Raw genomic sequence first — 17,500 nt, 5'->3', positions numbered from 1 at the left:
GCCGCGGCCTATTATCGCGAACCCTTCGTCACCGACCTGCTACGTGTCCAGTCGCTGCTGTACCTGACCACGCCGTTCAGCTCGTTCGCCTATGCGCTGCTCGCGCGGCGAATGGATTTCCATCGCCAGGCACAGGTCAATCTCCTGTCCTCCTTCCTCGGCGCACTGGCGGCGATCGGGGGTGCCTATGGCGGGCTGGGCGTGTGGACGCTGGTCCTTGCGCCCGCGGTCCTGTTCGTGACGCGCGCCGTCGGGCTGACCATCGCCGCGGAGGCTTGGATGTGGCCGAGTTTCGATTTTCGCGGTGCCGGGCATCTCGCGCGCTATGGCGGCGTCGTCGCCGGCGCCAGCCTGCTCGGTTTCGCGCAGAGCCAGGCCGATATCCTGATCGCCGGGCGCTGGTTCGATGCCCATACGGTCGGCGTCTATACCACCGCGCTGTTCCTGACGCAGATCTTTACCAACAAGGTCGTGCCCCCGCTCAACGAAGTCGCCTTTTCCGCCTATGCCCGGATGCAGCATGATCCGGCAGCGGTGGCGAACGGCTTCCTGCGGTCGGTGCGACTGGTGATGCTGGTCGCCGTCCCCTTCTTCCTCGGGCTGACCGTGACCGCCGGCCCGGTCGTGACGCTGGCGCTGGGCGATCAGTGGCGGGAGGCGGCACCGCTGGTCGCGTTGCTGGGCATCGCCATGCCGTTCATGGCGCTCCAGACGCTGTTCCCGCCGGTGGTCGATGCGATGGGGCGGCCGGGGATCACCGCGCGGACGACGGCGATCGGCGCAGTGCTGTTGCCGATCGCGTTCCTGATCGGCGGGCGTTTCGGCATTGCCGGGCTGGCGGCAGCGTGGATCGTCGCCCATCCGATCCTGCTCGGCATCGTGCTGCACCGGGCCTTGCCGGTGATCGGACTGTCGCTGGCCGAATTCGCCACCGCCGTCCGCCCGGCGTTCGCGGCGGGAGTGGCGATGGTCGGTGCAGTCGTGCTGGCGCAGACGATCGTTGCACCGGGATCGCCGGCTGCGACGCTGGCGCTGTCGGTCGTGGTCGGTGGCGGCGTCTATACGGCCATGTTGCTGCTGTTCGCCCGGCCCGCACTGACCGATGCGATCGCGATGCTCCGGCGGCGGTAGAGGCTGTCTGGAAACGCGCGGCTGCACGTTTTGCGGTGCCGGCCCGCTCCCCCAGGGGTCCCAGCAAAGTAATATTTTGCTGGGCTACCCTCACCCGGCCACCCACAGGGTACACTCGATGGGTGGCCGGGTGGGGGGAGCGGGCCGGCACCGCCTTGAAACTCGCCCTTTCGCGCGTTTCCGAACAGCCCCTTATTCCGCGCCGCGCAGCTGGCGAATCGCGTCGCGGGTCGCGCGCAGATAGGCGTTGCCGTGAAAGCGATAGGTGCCGATGAAGTGCGCGAACGCCGCGTCGCCCGGAACACCGGCATTCCAGAAGTTGAAATAGCGCGCATAGGGCAGCAGCACCGGATCGGGATCGTTCGCGACCACGACATTGGCGGCAACCTGCTCGCTGCCCCAGCGGCGCCATTGCCGTTGCCCGAGCACCTCGTCCATCGCGAGCGACAGCGTCTCGGCAACGCCTCGCCCGTCGCCGCTGCGGGCGAAGCCGGCGAAACCGGCACAACCGCGGACATAGCGGAGCGGCGCATGGCCGGGCAGGTCGACCCGGCCCAGCACCGCCTCTGACGCGTCCTGTACATGGGTGGCGGGCGACAGCGGATCGACCGGGCGGCGCGTCGCGACAAAGGCGTCGACTTGCAGCAACCGGGCATCCGCTTCGCCCAGCAACGTAAAGCTGCGCCCCGCCGCGATTGCCGACGCGACCTCGGGCACCGGACCCAGCGTCACCGTGTCCGAATCGAGCTGGATCACATAGTCGTGCGCGCGCAGGTCGAGGATCGTCAGCAACCGCTCCCACACATCGCGCCGGGGGCAGGGATCGGTCACGACCGAATCGATCGGAATGATTTGCGGGTCGCCAAGCTGCGCGGCCAGCACCGCCCTGTCCGCCGAGGTCAGCGTGCCGTCGTCGAGGATCACGACGCGCCCGCGCCGCAAATGATGCAGCAGCGATTTGACCGCGACCAGATAGGGCAACAGCACCGCGCTGCCGATCATCGAAAAGACGATCACCCCATCGTCGCGCACCATCGCCGGTGGCGTGGCAAGGATGCCGCGCGCCAGCCGGCGGTGCCGCCATTGCTTCCAGTGCCAGTTGAGATGTTCGCCGAGCGAGGCCATGACGCCATCTTATCGACCGCCGGTTAAACGCGCGTCAACCGGCGCGCCCGGGTTCGTTATCCCTGCTGGATATAGTCGCGCATCGCCTTCGCCTCCGCCTCGATGCCGTCGATGCGATATTTGACGAGGTCGCCGATCGACACGAACCCGACCAGCCGGTCGGCGTCGATCACCGGCAGGTGCCGGATGCGCCGCTGCGTCATCAGCGACAGCGCCCCCAGCACCGACGCCGCCGGATCGACGGTGATCGCCGGACTGGTCATCCGTTCGGCCACGGTCAGGTCGAGCGCGTCCGCGCCGCGTTCGACCAGCGCGTGGATCATGTCACGTTCGGAAAAGATGCCGACGACCTCGGCCCCCTCCAGCACCGGTACCGCCCCGATGCGATGCTCGGCCAGCAGTGCCACGACCTCGCGTACCGTTCGATCGGCTCCGACCGATACGACCGCACGCTTGCCCAACAGTTTCGCGATGGTCATCGCCCTATCCTCCATCGGTGCGCCGGTCCGACCCGCCGGCGCATCCATGGGTTGAGAATTTCATGCTTCGCCGCCATTTGAAAGCCATGGCGAACGATCTCGACGAACCAGAATATGCCGCGTTCGCCTGGGGACGATTTCGCTGGCTGCTCAGGGTGATGGCAGCGATCTCGGCGGTCGCCGCGCTGCTGGCGCTGGCCGGCATCTGGTGGTGGATCGGATCGATGAACTGGGTGATCGCCGCGGCGACGCTGGCCGGCGTCGGATTCTCGGTGATGCTGGGCGGCGCGCTGATGGCGCTGGTGTTCCTGAGCAACGGATCGGGCCATGACGCCGCCGTCGACGCGTTCAATGCCGATCGCGATCCGGGGCGTGATCCGCGGGGTTAGGCGGCGCTACACGCTCTACGTCGCCGCGGATAAAGCCGAGACCTCTGCGCAAGTCTCGATGGCCCGTACCCCGGCGAAGGCCGAGGCCCGGTTGGGGGACGCTGGCACGCTACGGAAAAGCCTTCCCAACCGGCCCCCGGCCTTCGCCGGGGTACGGTGGAGCGCCGGTGCCGTTCGGTACTTTCGCAAAGGTCATAATTAAGTCCGGGTGACGGATCGCCCTTCGCAAGCCTCGCAACGCATCCGTCCCCAACACAGCAAAACCCGCCGGTCGCCCATCGACGTCCGGCGGGTTTTGCGGAAAGCGTCAAGCGACACGCCCGGTCCCTCGGGACCGGAGCGGCTTACTTGATCTTCGCTTCCTTGAACTCGACATGCTTGCGCACGACCGGGTCATACTTGCGGAAGGTCAGCTTTTCGGTCTGGTTGCGCGGGTTCTTCTTGGTGACATAGAAGAAGCCGGTATCGGCCGAGCTGACGAGCTTGATCTTGACGGTGGTCGGCTTTGCCATGACCCAAAAACCCCTTGGGCCTGACGCCCGCGAATTGACAATGAATAGCGGCCCGCCACACGGAGGCTGCTGCAAGACGTGGGCGCATGAGCCAATCGCCGGCCAAAGTCAAGACGAGCGGCCTTCATCGGAACGTAACGATCGCATCCTAGCTTGGGATTCAAAGCGTTGGAGGTAAGGATGCGGATCGAGTCAGTGCACATCGATGCGGAACGGGCACTACGCGTCGGGCATCGCCTCTGTCCGTTGGCGGAGATCGAGGCGATTCGCGCCATCGCCATCGCCGAATCGAGTCTGCCCGCGCTCAGCATCCTTGCGGTGGTCGACGCCGCGATCGCCCGGGGCGAACGCCGGTCGATCGGCGAATGGACCGCGCTCGCCCGCGAAGCGATGCATTGCGGCCGCAGCGACATCGCCACGGCGCAGGCCTATGCCGCCGCCTGCACGGTGCGGTTCGCCGACTGATCCGGCAACGACATGGACCCGCTCGTCCCCGCGTTCGTCGCGGTCCTGCTGGCCGGGGCGAGCGACCGGCCACCGCTGCTCGCCGCGATCCTGTCCGACCGGTCGGGACGCGGCGCACTGTGGGGCGCGATCGTCGCACAGGCGGCGGGTTTCGTGCTGGCCGCGATCGGCGGCATGCTGGTCGCGCCGGCCCTGACCCCCAATGCCCGCGACCTGATGCTCGCCGTCGCGCTGATCGGCGCCGCGACGTCGGTGCCGTTTCCGGCGCGAATCAAGGACCGCCTCGGCGACTGGCGACTGCCGCCGTTCCTGACCGGGCTGCTCGGCATGGCGGTTCTGACCCTTGGCGACCGCAGCCAGTTCCTCGTCTTCGCGCTCGTGGCGCGAACCCCCGATCCCGTGACCGGCGCGGTCGGGGGTGCGCTGGCCGGCGCGATCCTGCTGCTGACGTCGGCGACGCTCGGCGAACGTGATTGGCTGACGCTGCCGCTCGCCGCGGTCCGGGCGGTTGCGACGCTGATGCTCGGCCTGACCGGTGCGATCCTCGGTCTCGGCGCGTTGCGCCTGCTGTGATCTGCCCGGGCGATCACCACGACCGGATTTTTTGAGCGGCGCGGCCGGGAAAGATTCGCCAGCGCGATCGTTGCTGAACCGAACCATATCCCGCCGGAGATTTTCCCCGTGACCAACCCCGCGCTCGACACCCCGACCGACCTGCCCAACAACAAGACGGTGACCGTCGCCGACGGGCTGAACGCCGCGCTTGCCGATTGCTTCACCCTGTATCTGAAGACGAAGAACTTCCATTGGCACGTCTCCGGCCCGCATTTCCGCGACTATCACCTGATGCTTGACGATCAGGCTTCGCAGATCCTCGCCGTGACCGACGTCATCGCCGAACGCGTGCGCAAGACCGGCAACACCACGCTGCGCTCGATCGGCGACATCGCGCGCCGCGCCGCGATCAAGGACAATGACAAGGATTTCGTAAAGCCCGACGACATGCTCGCCGAGCTGCGCGACGACAATCTGAAGCTGGTCGAGCGTTTCCGCGAAGCTCGCGAAGCTGCCGAGGATGCCGGCGACACCGCGACCAGCAGTCTTGCCGACGAATGGATCGATCAGGCCGAGGAACGCGCCTGGTTCCTGTTCGAAGCCGCTCGCAAGGGCTGATCGGGTGCGCGGGGCGGTCTTGCCGCCCCGCCCGTCCGCATGAACCGATGCGCGCCTTTGCCGATCTGCTCGACCGCCTGATCTACACCCGGTCGCGCAATGCCAAGCTGGCGCTGATCGGCACCTATCTGCGCGATACACCCGATCCCGATCGTGGTTGGGCGATCGCGGCACTGACCGGCGATCTCGACCTGCCCGCCGTCAAATCGGCGACGATCCGCGCGCTCATTACCGAACGCACCGATCCCGTCCTGTTCGCCATGAGCCGCGATTTCGTCGGCGACACCGCCGAAACCGTGGCGCTGCTCTGGCCCGAACCGCCGCCCGGCACGATCCATGATGCCGATCCGCTGACGCTCGACACCGTCGTCAGCCGCCTCGCCAGCCTGTCGCGTTCCGATGCGCCGCGCGCGCTCGCCGACATGCTCGACCGGCTCGAATCCGACGAACGCTATGCGCTGCTGAAACTCGCCACCGGGGCGCTGCGCGTCGGCGTCTCCGCCCGGCTTGCCAAGACTGCGCTGGCGCAGGCGTTCGGGCTCGATGTCGATGCGGTCGAGGAAGTGTGGCACGGCCTCGCCCCGCCCTATGCCGAACTCTTCGCGTGGGCGGAGGGGCGCGGCGAGCAGCCGCATGCCGCCGACCTGCCGGTGTTCCGGTCGTTCATGCTCGCCCACCCGCTCGACGACGGCGTGGTCGACCTCGCCGACTATGCCGCCGAATGGAAATGGGACGGCATCCGGGTACAACTGGTCCATGTCGGGGCCGAGACGCGCCTCTACAGCCGCGCCGGCGACGACATCACCGCCGCCTTTCCCGAAGTCGCCGCCGCCTTCCGCACACCCGGCGTGCTCGACGGCGAATTGCTGGTGCGCGGCGATGGACAGGGCGCGAGCGTCCATGCCGATGCCGGTGCCGCCAGCTTCAACGCGCTGCAACAGCGGCTCGGGCGGAAAGTCGTGTCGAAGGCGATGCTGGCCGACTATCCCGCCTTCGTTCGCCTCTACGACATCCTGTTCGACGACAGCGAGGATCTGCGCGAGCAGCCATGGACCGCCCGCCGCGCCCGGCTCGAAACCTTCGTGCCGCGGCTCGACCCGACCGTCTTCGACCTGTCGCGCCTGATCGACGCCGCCGATTTCGACGCGCTCGCCAATATCCGCAGCGGTGCCCGCGACGCCGCGATCGAGGGCGTCATGCTCAAGCGGCGCGACTCGCCCTATGTCGCCGGCCGTCGCGTCGGGCTGTGGTATAAATGGAAACGCGATCCGCTCGTCGCCGACTGCGTGATGATGTACGCCCAGCGCGGCAGCGGCAAGCGATCGTCCTTCTATTCCGACTACACCTTCGGCTGCTGGACCGGCGACCCGGCCGAAGGCGGCGAATTGCTGCCGGTGGGCAAGGCCTATTCGGGCTTCACCGATGCCGAATTGAAGGATCTCGACCGCTTCGTCCGCCAGCATACCGTGCAGCGCTTCGGTCCGGTTCGCGAGGTGGAGAAGACCCTGGTCCTCGAAGTCGCGTTCGATTCGATCCACGCATCGAAACGCCATAAATCGGGGGTCGCGATGCGCTTCCCCCGGATCAACCGCATCCGCACCGACAAACCCGCGGCCGAGGCCGATCACGTCGCGACGCTGCTGAAACTGGTGAGCTGAACCCTGCACGTTGTCGTACCCCACATAGGAGGGGGTCCAAAGCCAAGCACTACAACCGTCGCTTCCTGCGACCGTGGAACCCCGTCATCGCCAGCCTGCGGATCACCCCGCCGCTGGCTCCAACGCGATCTCGAACAGCATCGGCCACCATTTGCCCGTAACGAACAGCCGCTTGGTCCCCGCGTCCCATGCGATCCCGTTCAACACCGCCTCCGGATCAAGCGCCCCCAGCTCCGCGCGCAGCGGTGCAAGATCGACCAGCCCGTCGACCGCCCCCGTCGCCGGATCGATCCGCACGATATAGTCGCGGTGCCAGATATTGCCCCACAGCTTGCCGTCGATCATCTCCAGCTCGTTCAGGTTATGCACCGGGCGGCCATTGGCGGTGATCGTCACCCGTCGCCGCTCCCTGAACGTTTTGGGGTCGAGGAAGCGCAGCGTCGGCGTCCCGTCCGACAGGATCAGCGACTGGCCGTCGCTCGCCAGTCCCCAGCCCTCCCCGGCATAGCGCGCGGTGCCGACCGCCTTCAGCGTCTTGGCGTTCCAGCGATGGGCGATGCCGTCCATCCACGTCAGGCTGACCAACTGCTGCCCGTCGACTGCCAGCCCTTCGCCGAACTGCTCCCCCGGCAGCCGGGCGCGCGCCAGCACCTTGCCGTCGGCCAGATTGACCCGCCGCACATCGGACACGCCGGGCTGTCCGGTACTTTCGAACAGCGCCCCATCATGCCACACCAGTCCCTGCGTGAAGGCGGTGCGATCATGCGGATAGCGCGCCACGATCCGCGCCGAAATCCCCTCGACCGGGACCGGCTGCACCGGCGCAAGCGGGGGCGCGCCGGCCTGCGCGGACGCGGCGGTGGCGAGCGCGAGGCTCAGGGGCATCAACCAGCGGATCATCGTCGTCGTCATCCTCGCATCCGCCTTGCCCGTTGCTGAACCGTCAGAAGGGTACCGCCGGGCCGGCGGGCACGATCCCGGTCGGATTGATATCCTTGTGACTGCGATAATAGTGCGTCTTGATCTGGTCGAGATCGATCGTGTCCATGACGCCCGGCAATGCCGCGATCCGTTCGGTCAGCGCGCGCAGCCGGGGATAGTCGAGCAGGCGGCGGACATTGCATTTGAAATGCCCGTGATAGACCGGGTCGAACCGCACCAGCGTGGTGAACAACCGGATATCCGCCTCGGTCAGACGATCGCCGACCAGCCAATCGCCCGTCAGCCGATCCTCCAGCCAGTCGAGCGAGTCGAACAGCGCAGCGACCGCGTCGTCATACGCGGCCTGCGTCGTCGCGAAGCCCGCGCGATAGACGCCGTTGTTGACGCTCGCATAGACGCGATCGTTGACCGCATCGATCTCGCCGCGCAGCGCCGCCGGATAATAATCGCCCGGCGTCGCGCCAAGATCGTCGAACGCGGTGTTCAGCATCCGGAGGATATCCGACGATTCGTTGTTCACGATCCGGCGTTCGGCCTTGTCCCACAGCACCGGCACGGTGACCTTGCCGGTCATGTCGGGATCGGCGAGCGTATAGAGCTGGTGCAGATGATCGACGCCGTTGACCGGATCGCCGCTACCGCCGAACGCCTCCGCAAAGCTCCATCCCTGCGCACCCATCAACGGCCCGACCACCGTGACCGGCAGCAAATCCTGCAATCCTTTCAGCGCGCGCACCACCAGCGTCCGATGCGCCCATGGGCAGGCGAGGCTGACATACAGATGATAGCGCCCCGCTTCCGCCGGCATGCCGCGCTGTCCCGCCGGCCCCGCATCGCCATCGCGGGTCAGCCAGTCGCGAAACCCGCTCTCCGCCCGCTGGAAATTGCCCGATGCGTCGGTCGGTGCGACCGGCGTGTCGTTGGTCCAAACCCCGTGCTGCAACATGCCCATCGGCGATCCTTTCGCTATCCGGCGGTCCAACGCAGGGCGGCCGGTTTCCGATCAGCTTCAATTCGCCGAACAGAGCGATTTCGATCGATAGGATGTGAAGCCGCAAGCGACCTGCGCGCATCCCTTCGTCAGCCCGCTCCCGGTCCGCAGCGGGAATCGGACGCGGCCGTCGATCCGATCAAACCTCGTCGGTGTTCCCATCCTGCTTCGAGGCAACTCCTCGGCGCTGCGAAAAGCAGTCGACCATGGACCGGCCGTCGCCTATCCCCTCGCCGGACTGCTCCAGTTGTCGCTGTTCGGCATCGTCTTCTAATGGGTCATCGCCGTGCCGATCTGCCTGCTGCTCGGGCTGACGCTGTGGCATTTCGCGATACGATCGGGACGACAGCGCCGCGGCGACGCGCTGCGCTTCGGGTTGATCGCCGGCGGCCTGATCGGGGCAGTGATGGCGATCATCGGCGATCCCGGCACCCGCTGGTTCGACGAACCGCTCGACGTTCTTGGCTATTGTCTCGCTGGTCTCTGCGCAGGCGGGGTAGCCTATCGGCTCGGCTATTGCCGACGCTGACCCTCCAACGCCGTCCTGCCGGTCGGTCGGAGCTGCTGCGAGCGTGCCGGGAACGCCGGCCCCGCACGCCGACATCCACTCAGGGATTCTGGATCAGCCGCAGCAACGACCCATCGGGATCGAGCAACGCGCCGATCCGCAGGCCGTTCTGCTCGCGGGGCGGTTGCAATCGCGGAAAGCCGGTCGATCGCTCCACAATCCCCGCCGCCTGTGCGACCGCGTAAAATGCGTCGAGGTCGTCGAGCCGCAGGCAACTGCCATAGCCGCTCGTCGCGGGATCGAAATCGGGCCACGGGAAGAATTCGAGCTTCAGCGACCCTCGTTCGAGGATCATCCAGGTCGGGTCGCGCCATGCCTCGTGAAACCCGAGCGCGGCGAAAAAGGCCGATGTCACCGCGAAGTCGCGCGACGGCAAATTGGGTGTCGCCAGATCCATAGCATGCCCGATCCCGTATGGGGTTCCCCGAAACGAAAAAGGCCGGCCACCCTTGCGAGTGACCGGCCGCTTTCCTGTCGCCGAAGCGCGAACCTCAGAGCTTGTTGAGGTTCACCGCGGCATGCTTGCCGCGACGATCGACTTCGAGTTCGAACTCGAGGCGATCGCCTTCGTTGAGCGTCGGCAGACCCGCGCGCTCGACGGCCGAGATGTGGACGAATGCGTCCGGCTGTCCATCGTCGCGCTGAATGAAGCCGAAGCCCTTCATCGCGTTGAAGAACTTCACGACGCCGCTGGCGCGCTCGCCGGTCAGCTGACGCTGCGGGCCGCCCATGCCGCCGCCTGCGCCGCCACGGGGGCCGGCATCACGCGGTTCACGTGCTTCGCGCGGTGCGCCACCGCCGGTCACGGCCATCGGTTCGCCGTCGATCTTCAGATCGGTCGCCGAAATGCGACCGCCGCGATCGACGAGCGTGAAGCCCATCGGCTGCCCTTCGGCCAGCGCGCTCAGCCCGGCCTGTTCGACGGCCGAGATGTGCACGAACACGTCTTCGCCGCCATCATCACGGACGACGAAGCCGAAGCCCTTCTGCGCGTTGAAGAACTTTACGACACCGGTCGCTTCGCCGACGACCTGCGGGGGCATGCCGCGGCCACCGCCGCCGCCGCCACCGCCGAAGCCGCCACCGCCGCCGCCGAAGCCGCCGCCACCGCCGCCACGGAAACCGCCGCCGCCGCCGCCGAAGCCGCCACCGCCGCCACGATCACCGTAGCTGCTGCCGCCGCCGCCGAAGCCGCCGCCGCCAAATCCACCGCCGCCGAAGCCACCGCGATCGCCGCCGAAGCCGCCGCCGCCGTAGCTGCTGCTGCCGCCTTCGTCACCAAAACCGTCGCGCTTGTCCCTGCCGCGCCCACCGCGCTCGCCGCGCCGTCCTCGATCGAAACTCATTGCCCTGTTCGTCTTCCTGGTTCGCCCAACTTCATTCTAAACCCAAGCGCCGAGCGAAAAACGCAGGTGTCCGGGCACCGCCAAGCCGGGTGCCACATCCCTGCATAGCGTAAAAGCGCGCGGCCCCAAACGAATTTCGCCGCTGCAATCGTTCCTGTCGCCGCGATCATGGCGATTATCTTGCGATTATGTGGCGAAGACGGCACAGAATCGCCCGATGGACACCATGATGGCGCTGATCGCCGACCCGACGGCATGGGCCGCGTTCTTCACGCTGGTCGTACTGGAAGTCGTGCTGGGCATCGACAACCTGATCTTCATTTCGATTCTGTCGAACAAGTTGCCGGCCCACCAGCAACAACTGGCGCGGCGAATCGGGATCGGCCTCGCGCTGGTCATGCGGCTGCTGCTGTTGTCGATGATCGCGTTCATCGTCTCGCTGACGACCCCGGTGTTCGACCTCGGCATTCAGGGGTCGCCCGACGGCTATGGCCGGCCGAGCTTCGAAACCGCCTTTTCGTGGCGCGACCTCATCCTGATCGTCGGCGGGCTGTTCCTGGTGTGGAAGGCGACGAAGGAGATCCATCACACGATGGACGACGAACCCACCGGCGACGCGCTCGACCGGAAGGGCAAGGCCGCCCTCGGGCTTGGTTCGGCGATCGCGCAGATCGTCGCGCTCGACATGGTGTTCTCGATCGATTCGATCCTGACCGCGGTCGGCATGACCGACGAGGTGCCGATCATGATGGCCGCGGTGATCGTCACCGTGGCGATCATGCTGGTCGCCGCCGATCCGCTGGCGCGATTCATCAACGCCAACCCGACCGTCGTCATGCTCGCGCTCGGCTTTCTGCTGATGATCGGCGCGGTGCTGATCGCAGACGGCTTCGGCGTGCATGTGCCCAAGGGGTATATCTATGCCGCGATGGCATTCTCGGCCGGGGTCGAGACGCTCAACATCGTCTCGCGCCGATCGAAGACGAAGAAGCGCAAGGCCCGGGAAGCCATTGAGCGCGACGTTTCCCATTAAGGCGGCACCGGCCCGCTCCCGCAAAACTCGCGCCAGCGAGTTTTCAAACAGCGCGCGAACCGCTAGGCGCAACCGATGAGCGTTTATTTCCACGAAGAAGATTTGCCGGCCGACGTGTTCGCCCCCGGCGCCGACATCGCCGTCGATACCGAGACGATGGGCCTCATCACCCCGCGCGACCGGCTGTGCGTCGTGCAGCTGTCCGATGGCGGCGAGAACCAGCATCTGGTCCGCTTCAATCCCGGCAGCGACTATGCCGCGCCGAACCTGAAGGCGGTGCTGGCCGATCCGGCCCGGGTGAAGCTCTATCACTTCGGCCGGTTCGACCTTGCCGCGATCCAGCATTATCTGGGCGTCACCGCCGGCCCGGTATTCTGCACCAAGATCGCGTCGCGGCTGGTCCGCACCTACACCGATCGCCACGGCCTGAAGGAACTGGTCCGCGAACTGCTGGGGCAGGATCTGTCCAAGCAGCAGCAATCGTCCGACTGGGGGGGGCCGGTGCTGTCCGATGCGCAGCGCGATTATGCCGCCTCCGACGTCCGCTTCCTCCACGTGCTGCGCGAGGAACTGACGAAGCGGCTGGCCCGCGAGGGGCGCACCGGTCTGGCGCAAGCCTGTTTCGATTTCCTGCCGCACCGTGCCGCCCTCGATCTCGCCGGCTGGCCCGAGACCGATATCTTCGCGCACATGTAAGGGCAGAGGATGTCGGAAATCGCCCGCCAGGAACGCTCGCGCCGGCAACGCCGTGCAGCGCCGGGCAGCGCGCATGACCGGCTGATCGGATTCCTGATGGTCGTGCTGCCGATCGGCATCGGCGTGCTGGCGGCGTTTCTGGTGATGGCCCCGCTGTTCATGCGCGGCGATACCAGCTTCGTCCTCGACAAGAACAAGGTCGCCGTCGCGCAGGAACGGATGCGCCTGCGCGCCGCCGAATATCGCGGACAGGACGCCAAGGGCCAGCCCTTCGTCATCGATGCCGGATCGGCGGTGCAGAAAAGCTCGGCCGAACCGGTGGTGCAGCTGCAGCAACTGGCCGCCGCCATCCGCCTGCCCGATGGTCCCGCGCGGCTGACGGCACCGCGGGGCCGCTATGACATGCAGACCGAACAGGTCGCGGTGAACGGCCCGATCCGCTTCCGCGCGGCCGACGGCTATGCGCTCGACACCAACGACGCGACCGTCGACCTCAAGACCCGCCGCCTGCAAAGCGGCAGCGCGGTCACCGGCACTACATCGATGGGAACGTTCAGCGGCGACCGGCTCGACGCCGATCTCGAGGCGCGCACCGTGCGGCTGACCGGCAATGCCCGCTTGCGTATCGACCCGGCACGCACGAAATAGCCGCGATGATTCGCCACGCGCTCCCGGGCCTCGCCGCCACCTTCGGCCTCCTCGCCACCCTCGGGTCGGCCCAGGCGCAGACGCGGCACGACTCGAACGCGCCGATCGATTTTTCGGCGAACGCCATCGAATTGCAGGATCGCGCCAACCGCGCCGTCCTGACCGGCGGCGTGACCATTCGCCAGTCGACCATGACGCTCACCGCCGACCGCGTCGTCGTCGCCTATGTCGGGCAGGTCACCGAAGGCGCCTCGCCGCAGGCATCACGCATGGACGCGACCGGCAACGTCACCGTAACCCGCCCCGATCAGACCGCGAAGTCGCGGTTTGCCGTCTATGACGTCAATCGCCGCGTGGTGACGATGATCGGCGGCGTGCAGCTGACGCAGGGGGCCAACACCCTGACCGGCGGGCGGCTGTCGATCGACCTCGACACCGGCCGCGCGACGATCGACGGGTCGGGCGTCGGCACCACCGCCGCGCCGGGCGGGGCGGTCCAGCAGGGCGGCGGTCGCGTGACCGGGCGGTTCTCGGTTCCCAAGCGGAATTGAGGCAGGGTTAGAGCAGGAAGACCGTTCGTGCTGAGTAGGGACCGAGCGAAGTCGAAGGCCGGTATCGAAGCACCTACTTCAGCCACTCCGACAGGCCCAGCGGCTACTCAGGACGAACGCTGGTAGTTCGAAAGCGGCATAATTTGACCGCAACCCACGCCCAAGCCGCCGAACAAAGCTTTCCTTTCCCGCCAACCCTATGCAATATTCCTGCCAATCGGACCGTCCTAACGGTACGGTAACCATTGCCATGCGATCAGGACGCTGCCGATGACCGACACCACCCTGTTGTCCCGCAGCGCCGACGCTGTCCCCGTGCACGAACGCCCCTCCGACCGGGGGCTGTCGGTCGTGTCGATCGCCAAATCCTATGACAAGCGCGTCGTGTTGTCCGACGTGTCGATGTCGGTCGGGCGTGGCGAGGTCGTCGGCCTGCTCGGCCCCAATGGCGCGGGCAAGACGACCAGCTTCTATTCGGCGATGGGCCTCGTAAAGCCCGATGCCGGCCGCATCCTGCTGGATGGCGAGGATATCACGGCGCTGCCCATGTACCGCCGCGCGATCCTCGGCCTCGGCTATCTGCCGCAGGAAACGTCGATCTTCCGCGGGCTGTCGGTCGAAAAGAACATCCTCGCCGTGCTCGAACTGGCCGAGCCGGACAAGGTGACGCGCGCGGCGCGACTCGAACAGCTGCTCGACGAATTCGGCCTCACCCGGCTGCGCACGGCATCCGCCATGGCCTTGTCGGGCGGCGAGCGGCGACGCGCCGAAATCGCGCGCGCGCTGGCGGCCAATCCGACGATCATCCTGCTCGACGAACCCTTTGCCGGCATCGATCCGATTTCGATCGCCGACATTCGCGATCTGGTGATCCAGCTCAAATCGCGCGGCATCGGCGTGCTCATCACCGACCACAATGTCCGCGAGACGCTCGAAATCGTCGACCGCGCCTATATCATCTATGACGGGCGGGTGTTGTTCGCCGGCTCGCCGTCCGAACTGGTCGCCGACGCCAATGTCCGCCGCCTGTATCTCGGCGAAGGGTTCGAACTCTAACCGCGATGAGCCTCGCGCCTCGCCTCGACCTGCGCCAGTCGCAATCGCTGGTGATGACGCCCCAGTTGCAGCAGGCGATCCGCCTGCTCGCGCTGTCGAATCTTGAAATCGAAGGGTTCCTTGCCGAGGAAATCGAAAAGAACCCGCTGCTCGAATCGGGCGGTAGTGACGATGACGGCCCGGCGGCCGAAGCACCCGATCCGGTCGCGGCCGGCGACCCCGCCGGGTCCGACGAACTGTTGGGGCTGGGCGCGGCGAGCGGCGAATCGCTCGACCTCGATCTCGGCGAAACCTTCCATCACGACAGCGCCTCCGACGGGGTCGGCTCGCTCGACGGCGGTCTTGGCCTTGCCGCGACCGGTGCCGGCGGGTTCGAGGATGCCCCCGATCTCGACGCGCTGGCCAGCGCCGACCTCTCGTTGATCGACCATCTGCTGCAACAGGCCGGGGCCTGCGTCGCCGGGGCCGACCTGTTCATCGCCAGCGCGATCATCGACCAGATCGACGATTGCGGCTATCTGTCGGGCTCGCTGCTCGACATCGCCAACCGCCTCGGCGTACCGCTCGCCCGCGTCGAAGCGGTGCTGGGCATCGTCCAGACCTTTGACCCCAGCGGCGTCGGCGCGCGTAGCCTTGCCGAATGTCTCGCGATTCAGGCGCGCGAGGTCGATCGCTACGATCCGTGCATGATGCGGCTGCTCGATCATCTCGACCTGCTCGCGCGCGGGGCGCTGCCGCAGCTGCGCCGGATCTGCGAGGTCGACGAAGACGACCTGACCGACATGATTCGCGAACTGCGCGGCTATGATCCCAAACCCGGCTGCCGCTTCGGCGGCGAACGCGCCCAGTCGGTCGTCCCCGACCTGTTCGTGGCCCCCCGCGGTGACGGCTGGGCGGTCGAGATCAACGGCGCCACCCTGCCGCGCGTGCTGGTCAATCGCGGCTATTTCGCCGAACTCAGCGCAAACGGCACCAAATCGTCCAAGGCATGGCTGTCCGACTGTCTTGCCAGCGCCAACTGGCTGGTCAAGGCGCTCGACCAGCGGCAGCGCACTATCCTGAAGGTCGCGACCGAGATCGTGAAGCAGCAGGAAGCGTTCTTTCGTCAGGGCGTCGCCCATCTCCGCCCGCTGACGCTGGCGAAGATCGCAGAAGCGATCGAGATGCACGAATCGACGGTCAGCCGCGTGACGTCGAACAAATATCTGTCGTGCCCGCGCGGGCTGTTCGAGATGAAGTATTTCTTCACCTCCGCCATCCAGTCGGCCGATGGCGGCGAGGCGGTATCGGCGCTCGCGGTCAAGGAGGCGATCCGCAGCCTGATCGCGGCCGAAGACCCGAAAAAGATCCTGTCCGACGATACGCTGGTCGAACTGCTGAATGCGAAGGGCTTCGACATCGCCCGGCGGACGGTGGCGAAATATCGCGAGGCGATCGGGCTGGGCTCCTCGGTCCAGCGCCGCCGGCAAAAGGCGCTCGGCCGGTAACGCTTTCCTACAGGCGGCAACGGGTGGCAGGGTCGCCGGCGCTCTTTCCAACCGTAGATTCCGCCGTCCCGCCACCGGGCAAGGTCACCCCGATCGCAAAACGCGCACGAGTGTGACCTTTGTGACCTTTGGCCGGCGCAAATTACCAAGTCACTGTAATCACACAACCCGTTCCCGCTACCACCCGTTCGGTTCGAGCAGCTTCGAGCCTGTCGAGAAGCGTCCGTCGAGAACACGCCGCCCCGAACGCAACGTCGACGGGCCGCTCCAAGACGTCCAAAAACGTCCGGTTGCCATACATTGCCGGTCGCGGCACACTCTTCAAACGCTCCACCGGCAACGGCCTGAAGCTCGGGCAGCACTTCTTACCACCTACCAGCGCGTCGAACGGTCCTGCGTCCGGAAATCGATCCTTGCGGATAATCGGCGATCGGAAATCTGCGCCGCCGCCACCGGATCGCGCGTACTCGTTCCCGCCGCCTATCGCGTCGGCCTTGTCGGAACGGCCTTCTCCGGATCTGGAGCAAACTGTTCGTTGCCGATAATGCCGAACGTGAAGCGATCCCCCTGAGCCTGGGCATATCGCGCCGCGGCCAAGACGCACGTCAGCTTGTCGAAAGACTCGCCACCCATGGCGTCGGGTCGCAGGATCAATCCGCCAGCGCTTTCCACGAACATCGCTCCGGGTACCAGACCGCACTGGCGTTCCAGTGCTTCGGCGAACGCCTTGTCGGTCGGATAGGCGGACCGCCGCGGAAAGTCGTTCAGGACGCCGCGCCGTTCCAGTTCGGTCTTGGCACTGGCCAGCATCACCGGACGCATGACCTCCCCAATCCGGTCTTCATAAGCCCGTTGCACCGCCGGATCGCGGATGGTGACGATCTCCGATCCCGCCGCCTGCCGGATACACTCGACATGCTCCTTGGTCGCGCCGGAACCTTCTCCGATCACGACCTCGACGCTCTGCAATTCGGCCTCGTACCGTACGGTGAAGCCGTCCGGTCGCAGGCCGCATCGCACCAGCTTCTGTACCAAGACCTGTTCATAGGCCGACGGCGGTGTTTGCGGCATGTCGATCATTTCGGCCTCCCCTGCCGCACGCACCAGCTTCCCCTAGGCGGTGTCTGCATTTAGCGCAGCCAGATCATGGCGCACGCGAGATGAACGAAGCCCATGAAAGCGGTGATGGTTTTCTCGCAGCGCAGGGCGAGCCCATGAAAGCGGTGATGGTTTTCTCGCAGCGCAGGGCG

21 protein-coding genes (1 of these 21 cut by a window edge) are annotated in these 17,500 nt (G+C 66.5%); 13 read left to right on the top strand and 8 right to left on the bottom strand.

What is annotated here, in order from left to right; translation table 11 throughout:
* A protein-coding gene (locus ASE90_RS07360) for a lipopolysaccharide biosynthesis protein (protein ID WP_055998459.1) crosses the window boundary here: on the top strand, positions 1-1,131 show its 3' portion. It extends 339 nt beyond the left edge of the window; only the last 1,131 of its 1,470 coding nucleotides appear in the window; its start codon lies beyond the left edge, outside the window; it ends in the stop codon at positions 1,129-1,131.
* A gap of 192 nt (positions 1,132-1,323) precedes the next feature.
* Here the strand turns inward: ASE90_RS07360 and ASE90_RS07355 are convergent, their stop codons facing one another.
* On the bottom strand, positions 1,324-2,256 hold the full coding sequence (locus ASE90_RS07355) for a hypothetical protein (RefSeq protein WP_055998457.1): 933 nt from the start codon (positions 2,254-2,256) through the stop codon (positions 1,324-1,326).
* A 56-nt stretch (positions 2,257-2,312) separates the two neighbouring features.
* Positions 2,313-2,735, bottom strand: coding sequence for a CBS domain-containing protein (locus ASE90_RS07350; RefSeq protein ID WP_055998465.1), 423 nt, complete (start codon positions 2,733-2,735; stop codon positions 2,313-2,315).
* 86 nt (positions 2,736-2,821) lie between these two features.
* Here ASE90_RS07350 and ASE90_RS07345 point away from each other — a divergent pair, with 86 nt between their 5' ends.
* Positions 2,822-3,124: a hypothetical protein gene (locus ASE90_RS07345; RefSeq protein WP_055998454.1), complete on the top strand. Its 303-nt coding sequence runs from the start codon at positions 2,822-2,824 to the stop codon at positions 3,122-3,124.
* A 344-nt stretch (positions 3,125-3,468) separates the two neighbouring features.
* On the opposite strand, the gene rpmG is transcribed toward ASE90_RS07345, so the two are convergent.
* Positions 3,469-3,636: a 50S ribosomal protein L33 gene (rpmG, locus tag ASE90_RS07340; RefSeq protein WP_055757016.1), complete on the bottom strand. Its 168-nt coding sequence runs from the start codon at positions 3,634-3,636 to the stop codon at positions 3,469-3,471.
* 180 nt (positions 3,637-3,816) lie between these two features.
* Here rpmG and ASE90_RS07335 point away from each other — a divergent pair, with 180 nt between their 5' ends.
* The 4 genes from ASE90_RS07335 (at position 3,817) to ASE90_RS07320 (ending at position 6,932) form a co-directional block, all read left to right on the top strand.
* Positions 3,817-4,101 (top strand): hypothetical protein, encoded by a 285-nt coding sequence (locus tag ASE90_RS07335; RefSeq protein WP_055998452.1) that lies wholly within the window; start codon positions 3,817-3,819, stop codon positions 4,099-4,101.
* A gap of 12 nt (positions 4,102-4,113) precedes the next feature.
* Positions 4,114-4,674, top strand: coding sequence for a hypothetical protein (locus ASE90_RS07330; RefSeq protein ID WP_055998449.1), 561 nt, complete (start codon positions 4,114-4,116; stop codon positions 4,672-4,674).
* A gap of 108 nt (positions 4,675-4,782) precedes the next feature.
* Positions 4,783-5,274 (top strand): Dps family protein, encoded by a 492-nt coding sequence (locus tag ASE90_RS07325; protein ID WP_055998447.1) that lies wholly within the window; start codon positions 4,783-4,785, stop codon positions 5,272-5,274.
* A 47-nt stretch (positions 5,275-5,321) separates the two neighbouring features.
* Entirely contained in the window at positions 5,322-6,932 is a 1,611-nt protein-coding gene (locus ASE90_RS07320; protein ID WP_055998443.1) for a cisplatin damage response ATP-dependent DNA ligase, read from the top strand.
* 102 nt (positions 6,933-7,034) lie between these two features.
* Here ASE90_RS07320 and ASE90_RS07315 read toward each other — a convergent pair whose 3' ends face one another.
* Entirely contained in the window at positions 7,035-7,844 is an 810-nt protein-coding gene (locus tag ASE90_RS07315) for a glutaminyl-peptide cyclotransferase (RefSeq protein WP_235531704.1), read from the bottom strand.
* 31 nt (positions 7,845-7,875) lie between these two features.
* Positions 7,876-8,826, bottom strand: coding sequence for a glutathione S-transferase family protein (locus ASE90_RS07310; protein ID WP_055998440.1), 951 nt, complete (start codon positions 8,824-8,826; stop codon positions 7,876-7,878).
* Positions 8,827-9,151: 325 nt separating this feature from the next.
* Between ASE90_RS07310 and ASE90_RS07300 the strand changes: the two genes are divergently transcribed.
* Complete coding sequence (locus ASE90_RS07300; protein WP_055998433.1) at positions 9,152-9,394, top strand: hypothetical protein; 243 nt, start codon at positions 9,152-9,154, stop codon at positions 9,392-9,394.
* 79 nt (positions 9,395-9,473) lie between these two features.
* On the opposite strand, the gene ASE90_RS07295 is transcribed toward ASE90_RS07300, so the two are convergent.
* Together ASE90_RS07295 and ASE90_RS20920 are read right to left on the bottom strand one after the other, a co-directional pair.
* A complete protein-coding gene (locus ASE90_RS07295; protein ID WP_055998432.1) occupies positions 9,474-9,830 on the bottom strand; it encodes a bleomycin resistance protein in 357 nt (118 codons plus the stop codon).
* A gap of 94 nt (positions 9,831-9,924) precedes the next feature.
* Complete coding sequence (locus ASE90_RS20920; RefSeq protein WP_055998429.1) at positions 9,925-10,779, bottom strand: cold-shock protein; 855 nt, start codon at positions 10,777-10,779, stop codon at positions 9,925-9,927.
* Between the two features lie 217 nt (positions 10,780-10,996).
* Here ASE90_RS20920 and ASE90_RS07285 point away from each other — a divergent pair, with 217 nt between their 5' ends.
* The 6 genes from ASE90_RS07285 (at position 10,997) to rpoN (ending at position 16,250) form a co-directional block, all read left to right on the top strand.
* Positions 10,997-11,812, top strand: coding sequence for a TerC family protein (locus ASE90_RS07285; RefSeq protein WP_055998426.1), 816 nt, complete (start codon positions 10,997-10,999; stop codon positions 11,810-11,812).
* Between the two features lie 75 nt (positions 11,813-11,887).
* Positions 11,888-12,508, top strand: coding sequence for a ribonuclease D (locus ASE90_RS07280; protein WP_055998423.1), 621 nt, complete (start codon positions 11,888-11,890; stop codon positions 12,506-12,508).
* A gap of 9 nt (positions 12,509-12,517) precedes the next feature.
* On the top strand, positions 12,518-13,156 hold the full coding sequence (lptC, locus tag ASE90_RS07275) for an LPS export ABC transporter periplasmic protein LptC (protein ID WP_055998420.1): 639 nt from the start codon (positions 12,518-12,520) through the stop codon (positions 13,154-13,156).
* A 5-nt stretch (positions 13,157-13,161) separates the two neighbouring features.
* Complete coding sequence (locus ASE90_RS07270) at positions 13,162-13,707, top strand: LptA/OstA family protein (RefSeq protein ID WP_082449649.1); 546 nt, start codon at positions 13,162-13,164, stop codon at positions 13,705-13,707.
* Between the two features lie 270 nt (positions 13,708-13,977).
* A complete protein-coding gene (lptB, locus tag ASE90_RS07265; protein ID WP_055998417.1) occupies positions 13,978-14,763 on the top strand; it encodes an LPS export ABC transporter ATP-binding protein in 786 nt (261 codons plus the stop codon).
* Between the two features lie 5 nt (positions 14,764-14,768).
* Complete coding sequence (gene rpoN / locus ASE90_RS07260; RefSeq protein WP_055998415.1) at positions 14,769-16,250, top strand: RNA polymerase factor sigma-54; 1,482 nt, start codon at positions 14,769-14,771, stop codon at positions 16,248-16,250.
* Between the two features lie 480 nt (positions 16,251-16,730).
* Here the strand turns inward: rpoN and ASE90_RS07255 are convergent, their stop codons facing one another.
* The gene (locus ASE90_RS07255; protein WP_055998413.1) at positions 16,731-17,330 is read right to left on the bottom strand and encodes a hypothetical protein; all 600 of its coding nucleotides are present in this window, start codon (positions 17,328-17,330) and stop codon (positions 16,731-16,733) included.
* Between the last annotated feature and the right edge of the window lie 170 nt (positions 17,331-17,500).

The organism is Sphingomonas sp. Leaf67, from assembly GCF_001421965.1.
Classification (GTDB): Bacteria; Pseudomonadota; Alphaproteobacteria; order Sphingomonadales; family Sphingomonadaceae; genus Sphingomonas.
The sequence above is the reverse complement of the archived record's forward strand: the minus strand, read 5'-3'. Positions and strand labels throughout refer to the sequence as shown.